Source organism: Metallococcus carri (assembly GCF_011440275.1).
Taxonomy (GTDB): Bacteria; Actinomycetota; Actinomycetes; order Actinomycetales; family Dermatophilaceae; genus Metallococcus; species Metallococcus carri.
On sequence record NZ_JAAOIV010000012.1, the window covers coordinates 113,065 to 130,054 of the forward strand.

The 16,990-nt window shown below is 71.0% G+C and carries 15 protein-coding genes; 14 read left to right on the top strand and 1 reads right to left on the bottom strand.

Annotated elements, in window-relative coordinates; translation table 11 throughout:
- Positions 1-160 precede the first annotated feature (160 nt).
- The 14 genes from G9U51_RS15260 to G9U51_RS15325 all read left to right on the top strand — a co-directional run bounded on the left by G9U51_RS15260 (position 161) and on the right by G9U51_RS15325 (position 16,628).
- The gene (locus G9U51_RS15260; protein WP_166198065.1) at positions 161-1,546 is read left to right on the top strand and encodes an MFS transporter; all 1,386 of its coding nucleotides are present in this window, start codon (positions 161-163) and stop codon (positions 1,544-1,546) included.
- Entirely contained in the window at positions 1,546-3,639 is a 2,094-nt protein-coding gene (locus tag G9U51_RS15265; protein WP_166198067.1) for a molybdopterin oxidoreductase family protein, read from the top strand. Before G9U51_RS15260 ends, G9U51_RS15265 begins: the two co-directional genes overlap by 1 nt.
- The gene (locus G9U51_RS15270; protein ID WP_166198069.1) at positions 3,636-5,096 is read left to right on the top strand and encodes an FAD-dependent oxidoreductase; all 1,461 of its coding nucleotides are present in this window, start codon (positions 3,636-3,638) and stop codon (positions 5,094-5,096) included. Before G9U51_RS15265 ends, G9U51_RS15270 begins: the two co-directional genes overlap by 4 nt.
- A gap of 28 nt (positions 5,097-5,124) precedes the next feature.
- Positions 5,125-7,665 carry a nitrite reductase large subunit NirB gene (gene nirB / locus G9U51_RS15275; RefSeq protein ID WP_166198071.1) on the top strand — a complete coding sequence of 847 codons (2,541 nt, stop codon included), beginning with the start codon at positions 5,125-5,127 and terminating at the stop codon, positions 7,663-7,665.
- Positions 7,665-8,009: a nitrite reductase small subunit NirD gene (gene nirD / locus G9U51_RS15280; RefSeq protein WP_166198073.1), complete on the top strand. Its 345-nt coding sequence runs from the start codon at positions 7,665-7,667 to the stop codon at positions 8,007-8,009. Before nirB ends, nirD begins: the two co-directional genes overlap by 1 nt.
- Positions 8,006-9,088: a uroporphyrinogen-III C-methyltransferase gene (cobA, locus tag G9U51_RS15285; RefSeq protein ID WP_166198075.1), complete on the top strand. Its 1,083-nt coding sequence runs from the start codon at positions 8,006-8,008 to the stop codon at positions 9,086-9,088. The genes nirD and cobA overlap by 4 nt, the downstream gene beginning before the upstream one ends.
- Positions 9,085-10,212 carry a uroporphyrinogen-III synthase gene (locus G9U51_RS15290; protein WP_166198077.1) on the top strand — a complete coding sequence of 376 codons (1,128 nt, stop codon included), beginning with the start codon at positions 9,085-9,087 and terminating at the stop codon, positions 10,210-10,212. The genes cobA and G9U51_RS15290 overlap by 4 nt, the downstream gene beginning before the upstream one ends.
- Positions 10,209-10,901: a sirohydrochlorin chelatase gene (locus tag G9U51_RS15295; RefSeq protein ID WP_166198079.1), complete on the top strand. Its 693-nt coding sequence runs from the start codon at positions 10,209-10,211 to the stop codon at positions 10,899-10,901. The genes G9U51_RS15290 and G9U51_RS15295 overlap by 4 nt, the downstream gene beginning before the upstream one ends.
- 33 nt (positions 10,902-10,934) lie before the next feature.
- Positions 10,935-11,645 carry a LemA family protein gene (locus G9U51_RS15300; RefSeq protein WP_166198081.1) on the top strand — a complete coding sequence of 237 codons (711 nt, stop codon included), beginning with the start codon at positions 10,935-10,937 and terminating at the stop codon, positions 11,643-11,645.
- An 11-nt stretch (positions 11,646-11,656) separates the two neighbouring features.
- Positions 11,657-12,760: a MacS family sensor histidine kinase gene (gene macS, locus G9U51_RS15305; RefSeq protein WP_235946196.1), complete on the top strand. Its 1,104-nt coding sequence runs from the start codon at positions 11,657-11,659 to the stop codon at positions 12,758-12,760.
- The gene (locus G9U51_RS15310) at positions 12,757-13,398 is read left to right on the top strand and encodes a response regulator (RefSeq protein ID WP_166198085.1); all 642 of its coding nucleotides are present in this window, start codon (positions 12,757-12,759) and stop codon (positions 13,396-13,398) included. Before macS ends, G9U51_RS15310 begins: the two co-directional genes overlap by 4 nt.
- 80 nt (positions 13,399-13,478) lie before the next feature.
- The gene (locus G9U51_RS15315) at positions 13,479-14,033 is read left to right on the top strand and encodes a carboxymuconolactone decarboxylase family protein (protein WP_166198087.1); all 555 of its coding nucleotides are present in this window, start codon (positions 13,479-13,481) and stop codon (positions 14,031-14,033) included.
- Positions 14,030-14,920, top strand: a complete 891-nt coding sequence (gene sigJ / locus G9U51_RS15320; protein ID WP_166198089.1) for an RNA polymerase sigma factor SigJ — start codon at positions 14,030-14,032, stop codon at positions 14,918-14,920. The genes G9U51_RS15315 and sigJ overlap by 4 nt, the downstream gene beginning before the upstream one ends.
- A 43-nt stretch (positions 14,921-14,963) precedes the next feature.
- Positions 14,964-16,628, top strand: a complete 1,665-nt coding sequence (locus tag G9U51_RS15325; RefSeq protein ID WP_166198091.1) for a DUF2339 domain-containing protein — start codon at positions 14,964-14,966, stop codon at positions 16,626-16,628.
- 64 nt (positions 16,629-16,692) lie between these two features.
- Here the strand turns inward: G9U51_RS15325 and G9U51_RS15330 are convergent.
- A partial coding sequence (locus G9U51_RS15330; protein WP_166198093.1) for an HNH endonuclease occupies positions 16,693-16,990 on the bottom strand: 298 nt, incomplete at its 5' end.

The window sequence follows — 16,990 nt, forward strand, 5'->3', positions numbered from 1 at the left end:
AGCGGTCTGTTGACGGCCGAACCTCACCGCCGGGCGGCCGGGCGGTGAGCGGAGTGTGACGGCCGGTTAACGCCGGTGCGACGGCGCGCGTAACACGTGCTTCCTAACGTCCCGGGTCACGGGACGCCATTCGGGCGGACCACGACCGCCTGGAGGCATCATGGCGCTCACCCCCTCCGATCTGCGCTCGGCCGAGTCCGGGACAGCCGAGCTTCGCCGCCGGCCCGGCCGCTGGATCGACGGCTGGGACCCGGAGAACCCGGTGCAATGGGATCTCGCCGGACGTTCGATCGCCCGACGCAATCTGTGGCTGTCGGTCTTCGCGGAGTTCCTCGGCTTCGGCGTCTTCGCCCTCTGGGGGATCGTGGTGCCCCAGCTGGCCGCCTACGGTTACACCGGGAGCGCGGCGATCACCGACACCCAGCAGTTCTGGCTGCTGTCGATCCCCACCCTGCTCGGGGCGACCCTGCGGATCCCCTACAGCTTCGCGGTGCCCCGCTTCGGTGGCCGCAACTGGACGATCGCCTCGGCACTGCTGTTGCTGATCCCGGTCGTCGGGCTCGCGCTGGCCATCTCCGCTCGCGCGCCCTTCCCGGTGCTGTTCATCGTTGCCGCGTTCGCCGGACTGGGCGGCGGCAACTTCGCCTCCTCGATGACCAATATCTCCTTCTTCTATCCCGCCGCGCAGAAGGGAAAGGCGTTGGGGCTCAACGCCGCCGGTGGCAACGTGGGCACCGCCGCAGTGCAATTCGCGGTGCCCTTCGTGGTGGTCTTCGGTGCCGCGACCGTGGCCGACCCGAACCTCCCGCTCGCCGGCTGGGTCTTCGTGCCGCTCTGCCTGATCGCCGCCTTCCTGGCCTGGCGGTTCATGGACAACCTGAGCGCTGCGCACGGCGATCCCGGCGCGATGGCTCGCGCGGTGCGCCGACCGCACACCTGGCTGTTGTCCTTCCTCTACATCGGCACCTTCGGCTCGTTCATCGGCTTCGCCGGTGCCTTCCCGAAGGTCCTGCACGACGCCTTTCCCAGCCACGGTCTCAAGCTGGCCTTCCTCGGTGCCCTCGTCGGATCGCTGTCGCGCCCCCTGGGTGGCATCGTTGCCGACCGGGTCGGTGGCTGGGTGGTGACGGTCGTGTCCTTCATCGCCATGGCGGCCGGTGCTGCCGGAGCGGTGTATGCCTTGTCCACCAAGGACTTCGGCATCTTCATGGTGTCCTTCCTGTGGCTGTTCGTCTTCACCGGTGTCGGCAACGGGTCGGTCTACCGGATGATCCCGGCGGTCTTCGACGCCACCTCCGAGCGGGCCACCGCACGCCGGCTGGCGGCGGGAGCGATCGGCATCGTCGGCGCCATCGGTGCCTTCGGCGGATTCCTTGTCCCGCAAGCGTTCTCGCTCGCCAAGGCGCAGACTCGCGGCGCCGCTCACCCGACCGGCACGATCGTCCCGGCCCTGCAGGGCATCCTCGTGCTGTATGTCGTGATGGCGATCGTCACCTGGGCGGTCTACGGGCGACGCGGGTCCTCGCTGCGGGAGCACCGGGTCTGATGGTCGACACCCACTGCCCCTACTGCGCCCTGCAGTGCGCGATGACGCTCAGCGTCGGAGCGGACGGGGTGGCGGTGCAGCCCCGCGATTTCCCGACCAATCGCGGGGGCCTGTGTCAGAAGGGCTGGACCAGCGCCCAACTGCTCTCGGCGCCGGATCGGATCACCACCCCGCTCATGCGCGACGCCTCGGGTGAGCTGCGGCCGGTGACCTGGGAGGCGGCATACGACCGGATCGTCAGCTCCGTGCGGGCCGCTCAGGGGGCGGTCGGAGCGGACGGCGTGGCGGTCTTCGGCGGTGGTGGTCTCACCAACGAGAAGGCCTACACCCTCGGCAAGTTTGCTCGAATCGCGTTGCGCACCAGGCTGATCGACTACAACGGACGGTTCTGTATGTCGTCCGCGGCGGCCGCGGGCAACCGCGCCTTCGGGGTGGACCGCGGCCTGCCCTTCCCGCTGGAGGACCTCGGCGGAGCCGACGCGGTGCTGCTGGTCGGCAGCAATCTCGCCGACACCATGCCGCCGTCGGTGGTGCACCTGGACGGCGTGCGCCGACGCGGTGGGCTGATCGTGGTCGACCCACGTCGGTCGGCCACGGCCGCGCTCACCGAGAACGGCTCCGGCGTGCACCTGCAGCCGATCCCCGGCACCGATCTGGTGCTCTTGCTCGGCCTGGTGCACCTCGTGCTCCAGGGCGGGGCCGCCGACGAGGCCTATCTCGCCGAGCGGGTCAGCGGTTGGGACGCCGTCGCGACGGAGGCGGCACTGTGGTGGCCGGAGCGGGTGAGCCGCGAGACCGGCATACCGGTCAGCGCACTCCGGCAGGCCGCGGACCTGCTGGTCTCCGCGGCACCGCACCGGGGCGGTCGGGGTGCGTACGTCCTCACCGGACGCGGCGCCGAGCAGCACGCGCACGGCACCGCGACCGTCACCGCGGCGATCGACCTGGCCCTCGCCCTCGGCCTGCCGGGGCGACCGGGGAGCGGTTATGGCTGCCTCACCGGCCAGGGCAACGGGCAGGGCGGCCGCGAGCACGGGCAGAAGGCCGATCAACTTCCCGGTTACCGGTCGATCACCGATCCCGTTGCGCGACAACAGGTTGCCGCCGTGTGGGGTGTCGACGAAGCCGACCTGCCCGGCGCCGGACTGCCCGCGGTCGAGCTGCTGGACCGCCTCGGTCGGCCCGGCGGCCCACGCGTGCTCTTCGTGCATGGCGCCAACCCCGCGGTGAGCGGGCCGGACGCGGCCCGGGTGCGTGACCGGCTCGCCGCGCTCGACCTGCTGGTCGTCTGCGATTTCGTGCCGTCGGAGACCGCCCGACTCGCCGACGTGGTGCTGCCGGTGCCCCAGTGGGCCGAGGAGGAGGGCACGATGACCTCGCTCGAGGGCCGCCTGCTGCGCCGCCGCCGTGCGGTTGAGCCGCCCGCCGAGGTGCGGGACGAGCTGCGGATCTGGGCCGAACTCGCGCAGCGCCTGGACACGCCGGTGCGCTTCGCCACCGACCCGCGCGAGGTGTTCGAGGAGTTGTGCCGCGCCAGCGAGGGCGGCCTCGCCGACTATTCCGCCGCGAACTATGACCTGCTCGAGAGCGTCACGCCACTGCACTGGCCGGTCACCAGCGCAGACGGCACCCCGCGGCTCTTCCTGGACCGCTTCGCGACGCCGGACGGCCGGGCGAGGGCGAGCGTTCCCGACCTGGTGACGGCCACCGAACGCCTCGGACCGGACAGCCCGCTGCACCTGCTCACCGGGCGGGTCTTGCAGCACTACCAGTCCGGTGCGCAGACCTCCCGCGTGCCCGATCTGGTGCGGGCCGCGCCCCGCTCGGCCGTCCAGGTCCACCCGGTGACCGCCCAGCGACTCGGACTGGACGAGGGGTCGCTGGCCCGCATCACCAGTGAGCGTGGCGACGCTGTCGCGCGCGTCGTGCTGAGCGACCACTTGCGACCCGAATGCGTCTTCGTGCCCTTCCACTTCGACGGCGAGGTGCTGATCAACGACCTCACCGACCCGGCAACCGACCCGGTGAGCGGGATGCCGCAATTCAAGGCGTGCGCCGTGCAGGTCGCACCGGCAGGGGAGGTCCCCGCATGACTCCGCATCGCGTGGTGGTCGTCGGCCACGGCATGGTGGCGCACCGCTTCGTCGACGACCTCACCCGGGCGACGCGCCGCACCGGTCGACCGGTCGAGGTGACGGTGCTCGGCGGCGAGCCACACACGGCATACAACCGGTTGATGCTCAGCGAGGTGATCGCGGGGCGGGCGCGACTGGCCGGGCTGACGCTGCCCGAGCACGAGGACGTCGACGTGCGCACCGGCGTGAGCGCGGTCGCCGTCGACCGCTCCCGCCAGGTGGTGCACGACAGCGACGGTGCGCAGCACTCCTACGACACCGTGGTGCTGGCCACCGGCGCCGGCCCGCGGATGCCGCTCGATGCTCGCGGGCTGCACGGGGTGAAGGCGCTGCGCACGATCGACGACTGCCGCGAGCTCATCGCCGCGGCTTCGCCCGGCCGGCCGATGATCGTGCTGGGCGGCGGTCTGCTCGGGATCGAGCTCGCCTGCGGCCTGCGCACCCGGGATGTGGAGGTGACGATCGTGCACCGGGCCGACCACCTGATGGAGGCGCAGCTCGACCCAACGTCGGCCGACGTAGTGCGAAATCAGCTGGAGCGCAACGGAATTCGCGTCAGGCTCGGCGTGGAGGTCGACCGCCTCGAGGGTGAATCCGGTCGGGTCACGAGCGCCGTGCTCTCCGACGGCAATTCCGTCGCCGCCGACATCGTGGTGGCCTGCGCCGGCGTCACGCCCCGCATCGAACTGGCTCGGGCCGCCGGGCTGCAGACCCGACGCGGTGTGGTGGTCGGCAACGACTGCCGGTCGATCACCGATGCCTCGGTCGCCGCGATCGGCGACTGCGCCGAGCCGCCCGAGGGGTGCGCCGGACTGCTCGCCCCGGGCTGGCGGCAGGCCGCGATGCTCGCCGCCGAGATCGCCGGAGACCTGCCGCCGGCCGAGCACCGGACCGACGACGTCATACAGCTCAAGGCTGCCGGGCTGAGCGTCGTGCTGCTCGGCCGCGTGGACCCCGCTCACCGGGTCGTGCGGCTGAGCGACGACAGCATCGGCCGCTGCCTCACGCTGGCCGTCGACGACGGGGTGGTGACCGGGGCGGTCTGTGTCGGCGCCGCCGACATCGCCGCTGACCTGGTCTCGACCTACGAGCGCGGGTTGCCGGTGCCGCTCGACCCGGCCCAGCTGCTGGTGCGGGCGGTCGCGGGCACCTCGGCCCCCGCGCCCAGCCCACGCAGTATGCCGGCGTCGGCGACCGTCTGTCGCTGCAATGGCGTCACCAAGCAGGCGATCGTCGAGGCCCATGTCGACGGCGCGCACAGCGTCGAGCAGATCGCGGCACGCACCCGCGCCACGACCGGCTGCGGCGGCTGCCGCGATGCCGTCCAGGGCATCTGCCAGTGGATGGCCGAGGTCGACCCGAGTTTGCACGACCGAAACATGCACGCGACCGGCTCGGAAACATCGGTTTCCTAGCGTCGGTCCCCACGTCAAGGAGGAACCCATGAGCGAACGCATTGTCGTCGTCGGCGGTGGCATGGTGGCGCACCGCTTCGTCGAAGCGCTCCGATCCCGCGATGCCGAGGGCCGGTTCGAGGTCGTCGTGCTCGCCGAGGAGCCGCGGCCGCCGTACGACCGGGTGGCGCTGACGACCTATTTCACCGGGCGTGACCCGCAGGAGCTGAACCTCGGCCAGGACGAGCTGTGGCAGGACCCGCTCGTGCGGCTGCGCAAGGGCATCGCCGCGACCGCGATCGACCGGGAGGCCCGGACCGTCGCGCTGAGCACCGGGGAGCGGCTGAGCTACGACCACCTCGTGCTGGCCACCGGATCGTCCGCCGCCGTCCCGCCGGTCGAGGGCTCGGACCTGCGCGGCTGCTTCGTCTATCGCACCATCGACGATGTCGCCGACCTGCGCGGGTATGTCGAACAGTTGCGCTCGGATCACCCTGATCGTCCGGTGCGCGGTACCGTCGTGGGCGGCGGTCTGCTGGGGCTGGAGGCCGCCGGCGCGTTGCAGGCGCTCGGCGCCGAGAGCACCGTGGTGGAGTTCGCGCCACGGCTGATGCCGCTGCAGGTGGACGAGGGCGGCGGTGAACAGCTGCGCCGGCTGATCGAGGATCTCGGCGTGCGGGTGCTGACCGGCACCGCGACCGCGAAGGTGCTGGCCAAGCGCACCGGCCGGGCCGCGGCGATGCGCTTCGCCGACGGCTCGAGTCTGGACACCGAGGTCGTGATCTTCGCGACCGGTGTCCGGCCGCGGGACGAGCTCGCTCGGGCGGCCGGCCTGGACGTCGGCGAGCGCGGGGGCGTTGTCGTCGACGAGGCTTGCCGCACAACGGATTCGGCGATCAGTGCGATCGGTGAGGTCGCCTGCATCGAGGGTCGGGTGTGGGGCCTGGTGGCGCCCGGTTATGCGATGGCCGAGATCACCGCCGACCGGTTGCTCGGCGGGTCCGCCACCTTCCCCGGCGCGGACTCCTCCACCAAGCTCAAGCTGCTCGGTGTCGACGTCGCGTCCTTCGGCGACGCCTTCGCCACGGGTGAGGGCACCCTCGAGGTCGCCTATGCCGACGCGGTCGCCGGGGTCTACAAGAAGCTCGTGCTTTCCGACGACGCAAAGACCCTGCTCGGCGGCATCCTGGTCGGGGACGCGTCGGCATACGCCTCCCTGCGCCCGATGCTCGGGCGCGAACTCGGCTGCGACCCGGCGGCCTTCCTGGTGCCCGACGTCGGTGACGCGGCCGCGGCCGGCATCGAGCTGCCGGACGACGCGGGCGTGTGCTCTTGCAACAACGTGACCGCCGGGCAGATCCGCACGGCGGTGTCCGAGGAGGGCTGCTGCTCGCTCGCCGAGGTGAAGGGCTGCACCAAGGCCGGCACGAGCTGCGGCTCCTGCCTGCCGCTGGTCAAGAAGCTGGTCGAGACCGAGCAGGAGCGCGCCGGGATCGAGGTGCAGCGGGGGCTGTGCGAGCACTTCGACCTGAGCCGGGCGGAGCTGTTCAACGCCGTGCAGGTGACTGGTCTGCACACCTTCAGCGAGATCATCGCCCGGCATGGACGCGGTCACGGCTGCGACATCTGCAAGCCGGTGGTCGCCTCGATCCTGGCCAGCCTCGGCAACGGTCACATCCTGGACGGCGAGCAGGGCGGGCTGCAGGACACCAACGACCACATGCTCGCCAATCTGCAAAAGGACGGCACCTATTCGGTGGTGCCGCGGATCCCGGGCGGCGAGATCACCCCGGACGGGCTGATGACGATCGGGGCGATCGCCAAGGACTTCGACCTCTACACCAAGATCACCGGCGGTCAGCGGATCGACCTCTTCGGCGCTCGTGTCGACCAGCTGCCGGCGATCTGGCAGCGGCTGGTGGACGCCGGCTTCGAGTCCGGCCACGCCTACGGCAAGTCGCTGCGCACGGTGAAGTCCTGCGTCGGGCAGACCTGGTGCCGGTATGGCGTCCAGGACTCGGTGGCCATGGCGATCGCCCTGGAGTTGCGTTATCGCGGGCTGCGCTCGCCGCACAAGCTCAAGCTCGGCGTCTCCGGCTGTGCCCGGGAGTGTGCCGAGGCGCGCGCCAAGGATGTCGGCGTCATCGCGACCGAGCAGGGCTGGAATCTCTACGTCGGCGGCAATGGCGGCTTCACCCCGCGGCATGCCGAGCTGTTCGCCGAGGACCTGGACGACGCCGGGCTGGTGCGCGCGATCGACCGCTTCCTCATGTACTACATCCGCACCGCCGACCGGCTGCAGCGCACGGCCGCCTGGCTGGAGGAGATCGACGGCGGCCTGGACCACGTGCGGGATGTCGTGCTGCACGACAGCCTCGGCGTCGCGGACGAACTCGACGCCGCGATGGCCGATCACATCGGCGGTTACCAGGACGAATGGCGCGCGGTGCTCGAGGACCCGGTGAAGCTGGCCCGGTTCACCGCCTTCGTCAACGACAGCTCGCCCGACGACTCGCTGCAGTATGTCGTTGAGCGCGGCCAGCGCCGCCCGGTGATGATCGCCGGGCCGGACCTGGCGGTGCGACCGTGATGTGGGTCACGGTCGCGCGGCTGGCGGACCTGCCGGTGGAGCGGGCCGTGGCCGCTCGGGTCGGCACCGATCAGGTTGCGGTCGTGCGGCTTTCGGACGATCGGGTGTATGCCGTGGGCAACCGTGACCCCTTCTCCGGCGCGAACGTGATGGCCCGCGGGATCGTCGGTTCGACGGTGGTCGACGGCACCGAACGGCGTACTCTGGCTTCTCCTATGTATAAGCAGGCGTTTTGCCTGGAGACCGGCGACTGCCTGACCGAACCGAGCGTGAACCTCGGCACCTGGCAGGTCCGGCTCCGTGAAGACGTCGTGGAGATCGGTCAACGAGAGGAGTCGGTGTGAGCACCCTGCATGGCCTCGACCTGCGCGACCGCGTGGTGGTCGTCGTCGGCGGCGGTCCCGGTGCGGCGGATCGCGCATCGGCCCTCGCCGCTGCGGGCGCGCGCGTCCGGCTGTATGCCGACAGCCTCTGCGAAGACCTCACCGAGCTGGTGGCCGCCGATCGGGTGCAGTGGGCCGGTGACACGCTCGCCGAGTCCGACCTGACCGATGCCTGGCTGCTGAGCACCCCGGAAGCGACCGAGGCGGAGCAGTCCACGCTGGCCGCCTGGGCGCAGCGGCACAAGGTGTTCCACGAACAGGTGAGCGCGACGGCATACGACATCGACTCCCTGGTGACCGAACGGTCAATGTCGTTGCGCGACAACCGAACCCACGGCAAGGTCGTGCTCGTCGGCGGCGGTCCGGGTGCCGACGACCTGATCACCGTGCGCGGCCGGCGTGAGCTGGCTCGGGCCGATGTGGTGGTGACCGACCGACTGGCGCCGGTCGGGCTGCTGCGGTCGCTGGGTTCGAACGCTGAGGTCGTCAATGTCGGCAAGACGCCCTACCACCACCCGGTGCCCCAGCCGGAGATCAACGCCCTGCTCGTCGAACGGGCTCAGCGCGGCGACTATGTCGTGCGGCTGAAGGGTGGCGATCCGTTCGTGCTCGGCCGCGGTGGCGAGGAATGGCTCGCCTGCCGCGAGGCCGGGGTCGAGGTCGAGGTCGTGCCCGGTGTGTCCTCGGCGTATGCCGCCCCGATGGCCGGCTTGGTGCCGGTCACCCACCGCGGCGTCGCGAGCGGGGTGCTGATGGTGTCGGGGCACGACGAGGTCGAGCCTGAGGTGCTGGCGGCCTGGCCGCACACGATCGTGGTGCTGATGGGAATGGGACGGCTGGAAGAACTCACGACCGCGCTCGTGCGCGCCGGCAAGGACGCCGCGACTCCGGCCGCGGTCGTGCACCGGGCCTGGACCGAGCAGCAGCGCACGGTGCGCGGGACGCTGGCCGACCTGCCCGGGCGGGTGCGCGAGGCGGGCGTCGGCAATCCCGCGGTGATCGTCATCGGCGCGGTCGTCGACGCCATCGAGGGCCCGTGAACCCGGTCAGCGACCAACTCGCCGGCTGCCGCATCGTGCTCACTGCCCAGCGGCGCAGCGCCGAGTTGGCCGCTGCGCTCGAGCGGCGGGGTGCCGAGGTCGTTCACGCTGCCGCATTGTCGATCGTGCCCCACGTCGATGACCGCGAACTGCTCGCTCGCACAAGGGAATTGGTGGCCGACCAACCCGACGTGATCGTCGTGACCACCGGCGCGGGCCTCACTGGCTGGATCGAGGCGGCCGACGCGGCCGGCCTGGGGGACGAGCTGCACGACGTGCTCGCCGGCGCCCGGATCGTCGCGCGCGGTCCCAAGGCGCGGGGCGCGGTGCAGGCCGCGGGTCTCACCGCCGACTGGGTCGCCGAGTCTGAGACCAATGCCGAGGTGCGCGATTACCTGCTGCAGGACGGGGTAGCCGGCCAGCGCATCGCGGTGCAGCACCACGGCTCCGGCTCCGACGGAGTGGACGAAGCGCTCGTGGCAGCGGGCGCGACGGTGGTGCCGCTCGTGGTCTACCGCTGGGGCCCGGCGCCCGACCCGGCAGCCCTCGCCGCGGGCGTCGTCGCCGTCGCTCAGCGCGAGTGCGATGCGGTGGTCTTCACCTCCGCGCCGGGTGTCCAGGCCTTCCTCGACGCCGCTGCCGCGCAGGGCCTGCTCGATCAGGTGGTGGCGGCGATGCGTCAGCGGGTGGTCGCGGCCGCCGTCGGTGCGATCACCGCGCAACCGTTGCAGGACAAGGGGATTGCCCCGTTGGTGCCCGACCGATACCGCCTCGGTGCGCTGGTGCGGGCGCTGGTCACCGAGCTCGCCGAGCACGCGCCGCTGACCGTCCCGACCACCGCGGGCGAACTCCGCATCCTGGCGAGCGTCGCTCTGCTGGACGGTCAGCCGCTGGTGCTGTCGCCGACCTCGCTGGCCGTGCTCCGGTTGATCGCGCAGGCGCGGGGTGCGGTCGTCAGCCGGGCCGAGATTCTGTCGGCACTGCCCGGTCAGAGCACCGACCTGCACGCGGCGGAGGTGGCCGTCGCGCGCCTGCGCGACGCCATCCCGCGAGAGCTCGTCAGCACCGTGGTCAAGCGCGGGTATCGCGTGCCCGTCCTCGCCGAAGACCTCGTCGGCGGATGAAGCCACTGCTCGTCCTCACCGCGCACGGCACCGACGACCCCGCAGGTCGGCAGGTCGTGCGCGATCTCACCCATGCGGTGTCAATCGCCCGGCCCGATCTCGACGTGCGCGATGCCTATGTCGACGTGCAGAGTCCGTATGTCGCCACCGTGGTCGCCTCCCGGCCCGACGCCGACGTGACCGTCGTCCCCCTACTGCTGTCCTCCGGTTACCACCTGTCCACCGATATCGCCGAGGCGGTCGCGGACGGTGAGCACTCCCGGCATACCGGACCGCTCGGACCGCACCCGCTGCTCGCCGAGATCCTGCACGACCGCCTGCGTGAGGCGGGCGCGGGCTCGGAAGACGCCGTCGTGCTCGCCGCCGCCGGGTCGAGCCGGCCCGAGGGAGTGGCGGACGCCCAGGCGATGGCGGCTCAACTGCAGGCGTTGTGGACCGGGCCGGTGACGGTGGGCTTCTGCTCAGCGGCGCAGCCGTCGGTCGCCGACGCCGTGGCCATGGCGCGGGCCAGGGGAGCGCGCCGGGTGGCGGTCGCGGCATACCTGCTCGGTCCGGGCTTCTTCCACCGGCGGCTCGAGCAGTCCGGCGCGGATCTGATCACCGCGCCGCTCGGGGCGGATCCGCGGATCGTGCGCCTCGTTCTGCACAGGTATGACGATGCCGTCGGTCTCGCCCGCGTCCACGGTTAGGCTGGTCGCCAACCTTCCGGAAGGGGATCCGTCATGGTCGGGCTCATCATCGCGCTGATCGTCCTGCTCGTCATCGTGCTGCCGGTGATCTGGTTCATCGTGTCCTACAACGGCCTGGTCAAGCTGCGCAATCGGGTGCAGGAGGCGTGGCACCAGATCGACGTCGAGCTCAAGCGCCGGCACGATCTGATCCCCAACCTCGTCGAGACCGTCAAGGGTTACGCCCAGCACGAGCGCAGCACCCTCGATGAGGTGCTGCGCGCCCGCAGCGCGGCGATGAGCGGTGGCAACAGCCCCGCGCAAGCCGCGCAGTCCGAGGGAGCGCTGACCCAAGCGCTCGGGCGGTTGATCGCCGTCGCGGAGGCCTATCCCGACCTGAAGTCCAACGCGAATTTCCTTGCGCTGCAACAGGAACTCGCCAGCACCGAGGACCGCATCGCGTCCGGCCGGCGCTACTACAACGCCATCGTGCGCGAGCTCAACACCAAGGTCGAGTCGATCCCGACCAAGTGGGTCGCCGGCATGGCCGGGGCCGCCCGCGCCGAATATTTCGAGGCGCAGCAGGGTGAGCGCGGCGTGCCGACGGTCAGCTTCGGCGCCGATCAGGGCAACCCGGTGGGCCCGACCTCCCAGCAGCTGGGCGGTGCGCCGCAGCAGCTCGAGGGCGGCCAGTTCACCGAGCCGGCGCCCTACCCGCAGCAGCAGCAGAACCAGCCGCAGGGTTATCCCCGCCAGCAGGGATGACCTCCAGCGGGATGCTCCCGCTGTGGCGAGCGGCGCAGGTCTTCCGCTTCGCCTCCCTGCTGTATGCCGGGGCGGTCCAGTACCGCGTCAACCAGTACTACGCGCATCGGTCGCTGAGCTGGGTCGTCTTCGCCCTGGTGCTGGTCTGGTCCGGCATCGCGGCAGTGCTCTACAGCACCGAGCGGCGTCGCCGTCCGATCGTCATCGTCGAGGTCGTGGTGACGCTCGTCCTGATGTCCTCGACGCTGCTGGTCGGTCCGGCGTCCTATTTCCAGCACCACCAGGTCGTCCCGACCAGCTTCTGGTCCACCAACGCGGTCGTCTCGGTGGCCCTGCTCGCCGGCCCGTGGTGGGGGATGGCGAGCGCTGCGGTCGTCGGCCTGTCCGCGCTGGCGATCTGTGGCCAGCTGACCAATATCTCCTTCGACGCGACGCTGCCGATCCTGCTCGCGGTCGGTCTGGCGCTGGGTTATGGCTCGCGGGTCGTCCGTCAGGCCCAGGAGCGGCTGGAGCAAGCGATCCGGTTGGAGGCGGCCACCCACGAACGCGAGCGGTTGGCCCGCGAGGTGCATGACACCACCTTGCAGGTGCTCGCCTATGTCAAGCGTCGCGGCAGCGAAATCGGTGGTGCCACAACGGAACTCGCCACTCTCGCCGGCGACCAGGAGTCGGCCCTGCGGCGACTGCTGTCCCGGCAGGCGGCCGGTCCGCTCGACACCGACGGCGATCTGGCCGCCGCGCTCCAACGAGCCCTGCCGGCCGACGTGACCTTCTCGGCGCCCGCCGATCCGATCCGCCTGCCGGCTGCCACGCTGAGCGAACTCGTCGCGGCGGTGTCCGCGGCGCTGGACAACACGGCCCGGCATGCCGGGCCGGGGGCGCGTTCGTTTGTCCTCGTGGAGGATCTCGGTGGTGAGGTGGTGGTCACCGTCCGCGACGACGGCAGCGGTATGCCGCACGGCCGGCTCGCCGAGGCGCGGGCCGAGGGACGGCTGGGCGTGTCATCCTCGATCGAAGGTCGACTGACGGCTCTGGGTGGCCGGGCCGAGGTGGTGACTGCTCCCGGTGAGGGCACCGAGTGGGAGCTGACCGTGCCGGTGAAGGAGGGGCGATGACGACGGTGATGGTGGTCGACGACCATCCGATGTGGCGCGACGGGGTCGGGCGCGATCTCACCGAGGCCGGTTTCGAGGTGGTTGCGACCGCCGACAGCGTCCGCAGCGCGACCGAGCGAGCCGCCGCGGTGCGGCCCGACGTGGTGCTGATGGACATGCACCTGCCCGACGGCAGCGGCGCCGACGCCACGGCCTCGGTGCTGCAGGCGTCGCCGGCGACGCGCATCCTGGTGCTGTCCGCCAGCTCTGAACGGGAGGACGTCCTCGAGGCGGTCAAGGCGGGGGCGAGCGGTTACCTCGTCAAGAGCGCCAGCGCCGAGGAACTGCGCGAGGCCGTCACCGCCACGGCCGACGGGCAGGCGATCTTCACCCCCGGGCTGGCCGGACTGGTCCTCGGCGAATACCGCCGGATGGCGACCGCACCGGCCGATGCCGACAACCCCGCCCCGACGCTCACCGACCGCGAGACCGACGTCCTGCGCTTTGTGGCAAAGGGGTTGAGCGCCAAGCAGATTGCCACTCGCCTCGGCATCAGCCACCGCACCGTCGAGAACCACGTGCAGGCGTCCTTACGCAAGCTCCAACTCTCCAATCGGGTCGAGCTCGCCCGCTATGCCATCGAGCAGGGCTTGGACTAGTCGCGCGGTCCGATGTCACCTTTTGCGGCCGGGCGGTGTCCTCCTTCATGACGAGCATCAACCACCGTGAAGGAGACGCCATGAGCCGCATCCCCCTCGACTGCTCCAGCCGCTTCGGCCGGTTCACCGCCTGGGCCAGCCGCCGCATGTACGGCCAGGACCTGGATCCGGCGCAGGCGATCGCGCATCACCCGGCCGTCGCGCTGAGCACCGCGCTGCACGAGACGACGGTGCGCAGCTGGCACCGGCTCCCGCCCACGCTGCAGGCGCTCGCGACAATGCTGCCGTCGGCCCGGATCGGTTGCTCCTGGTGCATCGACTTCGGCTACTACGTGAGCCACCACCAGGGCGTGCCTGTGCGCAAGCTTGAGGATGTCGCCAACTGGCGCGAGAGCCCGGCATACGACGAGACCGAGCGTGCGGTGCTCGAATACGCCGAGGCGATGACTGAGACCCCACCGACCGTGACCGACGAGTTGATGCTGCGGCTGCGCAGCCACCTCGACGACGCGCAGATCGTCGAGCTGACCGCCCTGGTCGCCCTGGAGAACCAGCGCTCCCGCACCAACGCCGCGCTCGGCCTGACCAGCCAAGGCTTCAAGGAGTCCTGCGCGCTGCCGGCGGTGCCTGCGTGAGCGCCGACCACGAGCTGGCGGAGGAGTTCGAGCGGCTGCGGCCGCGGCTGTTTGGGGCGGCATACCGCATCCTCGGGGTGGTGGCCGACGCCGAGGACACGGTGCAGGACGTCTGGCTCGCGTGGTCGCGCAGCGACCGCAGCACGGTTGGCGACCACACGGCATACCTGCTGACGGCGACCGCTCGCACGGCCCTCAACAAGAAGCGAGCCGCCCAGCGGCGGCGCGAGGACTACCTCGGCCCGTGGCTGCCGGAGCCACTGATCGTCGACGATGCGACGAGCGATGTCGAACTCGCCGATTCGGTGTCGATGGCGATGATGGTGCTGCTCGAGACGCTGAGCCCGCTCGAGCGGGTCGCCTATGTGCTCCACGAGGTCTTCGCCCTGCCGTATGCCGAGGTCGGCGAGGCGCTCGGCCGCAGCGAAGCAGCCGCGCGACAACTCGGCAGCCGGGCGCGAGCGCATGTGCGTGAGCGCGCTCCGAGGCAACTCGTCGGACGGGCCGAACACCGGGTGAGCACGCAGCGGTTCATCGAGGCGGCGAATGGCGGTGACCTCGACGCGCTGATGGAGCAACTGGCGCCGGATGTCGTCCTCGTGACCGACGGCGGCGGCATGAAGCGCGCTGCGCTGCGGCCCATCCTTGGCGCGGCCAAGGTGATGCGCTTCATCGTGGGCGTCTTCGCCAAGGAGGAGAGTGTGGGGGCGAGATTCGATGTGGCCGAGGTCAACGGCGAGTCGGCGGTGGTCATCCGGGACCGGGACCGGAGGCTCGACGGCATCGCCTTCCTCACCGTGAGCTCGCGTGGTGTTGAAGCGATTCATCTTGTGCGCAATCCGGTCAAGCTCGGCGCCCTGCAGGAACTACCGACGCCGGTTGAGTAGCTCTACTCATGCCTTGGCGGCGCGCTCCGGCGAGCGTTGAGGCATGAACACGAACCAGTCATTCCAGGCCCCTCGTCCGCCCGTCGGCATGACCGACCCGACCCCCACTCCGCCATGGGGCATGCCGCAGCAGTCGCCGTATGCCGGGCCGCCACCCGCCCCGCCGAAGCCGTGGTGGGAGCGCGACGGCATCGTCGCCAAGCTGCTGGCGGTGGCCGGCGTCGGCATCACCCTGATCGGTGTCGTGATGCTGCTCGTCATGGCCGTCACCGCGGGTCTGCTCGGTCCGCAGCTTCGCGTCGGCGGCGGCGCGCTGCTGTCCGTTGGTCTGGTGGGAGCGGCCGCCTGGATCAACCAGCGCGATGGCGGTCGCATCGGCGCGATCGCGTTGAGCGCCACGGGTTTCGCCGGGCTCTACCTCTGCGTTCTGGCCGCGACCTCCTTCTACGGCTGGATCCCACCGGTCGCGGGCCTGGTGGCCGCGGCTGTGGTTGCTGCCGCCGGAGTGGGACTCGCGATGGCGTGGCGCTCGCAGCCACTCGCCTGCCTGCTCACCCTTGGAGCCGGCCTGCTCGCACCCGCCTTGACCGAGACGCAGCTGAGCCTGCTCGCCTTCCTGCTTCTGCTGCAGGCGGCTGGCTGTGTGCCCGAGTTCGGCCGCAACTGGGCGTGGCTTTCGCTGGCGCGCAGTGCGCCGATCGCCATCGCTCTCGCCGTCATCGTCGTCGACGGACCGACGCCGCTGCTGTGGTTTGAGGCGCTCGCTGTGACGGCGGGTCTCGTTGCTCTCCTGTCCGGCATGGCCACTGCTCGTCGCCCGCTCGAGGCGCTGACCGGCGCGTCATACTTTCTGGTCAGCCTGCCGGTCGCGTTCAGCTTCGGCATCCTGGACCGGCCGGCGGCCCCCATCGTGGCTACCGCCTTCGTCGTGGTGACGGTCGTAGCGATGCTGACGCAACGGCCCATCGGCAGCGGCACCGGGGTGTTCGCGACCGTCGTGGCGAGCGTGGCCGTATTCGGTGCGGGTCACCAGGCGGTCACGGAGGGTTGGTATGGCGTGCTCTTCGCCAGCCTCGGCCTCGGAGTCATCGTGGGTGGTCGTCAGGTGCGTTGCCTGCACGCGATCTTTGCCGGCTGCGCCTCGGCGTTCGTCGGCCTGGTGTGGACGGTCGTGCGATCGGGGGAGCTGATGACGTCGCCGGTCGCCGCGTGGCAGACCGCGATCGGTGCGGCGGTGACCGCGGTGACCTGTGTTGTCCTGGTGGAGATCGCCCATCGCCGGATGTCGCCCGACAATGCCGTGATCGGTGCGGTCGCCGGCACCATAGGCGCGGTGGTGAGCGTGTCACTGGCGGAGTTCGCCGTGGGCGCGGCGATCGCGGGCCGGCCCGGTTTCGCCGCAGCGCACCCCGCCGTCACGGTCACCTGGGCGCTCGCCGGTGCCGCTGCGCTGGCGCTCAGCCTGCGGAGCTCGCAGCGCGCTGCGTGGCTGGCGTGCGGGCTCACCGGTGTGGGCCTGGCGCTGGTGAAGCTCTTCGTGCACGACCTGTCGGGCTTGTCTGGCTTCACCCGGGCGATCGCGTTCCTGCTGGTCGGCCTGTTGCTGCTCGCTTCTGGCGCGGGCTACGCCCGGGCGCTGGCCAAAATCGGTCGTCAGCAGCAGCCGTTGTCACCTCAGCCCTTCGGCCCGGCCCCGATGGGCCGGTGACCGCCGGGGCGTCCGCGCTGACCGAGCGAGCGCAACCGCGACAGCGGGTGCGCTCGCTCGCGTTTTACGCGGACTTGAGCAGGGTGATGATGCGGTGTTCGAGGTCGCTGTGCTGCCGGGGATTGATGGTGGGGAGTGGCAGGGGTGGTGGGGTGCTGGTGTACGCGTGGCCGGTGGGGGTGGTGGTGCTGACGGTATGCCGCCCACTGCCTCCGCTGCCGCTGTGGTCGCTGCTGGTGTCGCGTCGGGTGTGCCAGTCGGGGTGTTCTTTGAGGTAGTTGCAGCTGGCGCACAGGCCTTGGCCGTTGTCCATGCTGGTGGGTCCGCCGTCGGTGTGGCGGCGGATGTGGTCGATGTGGCGG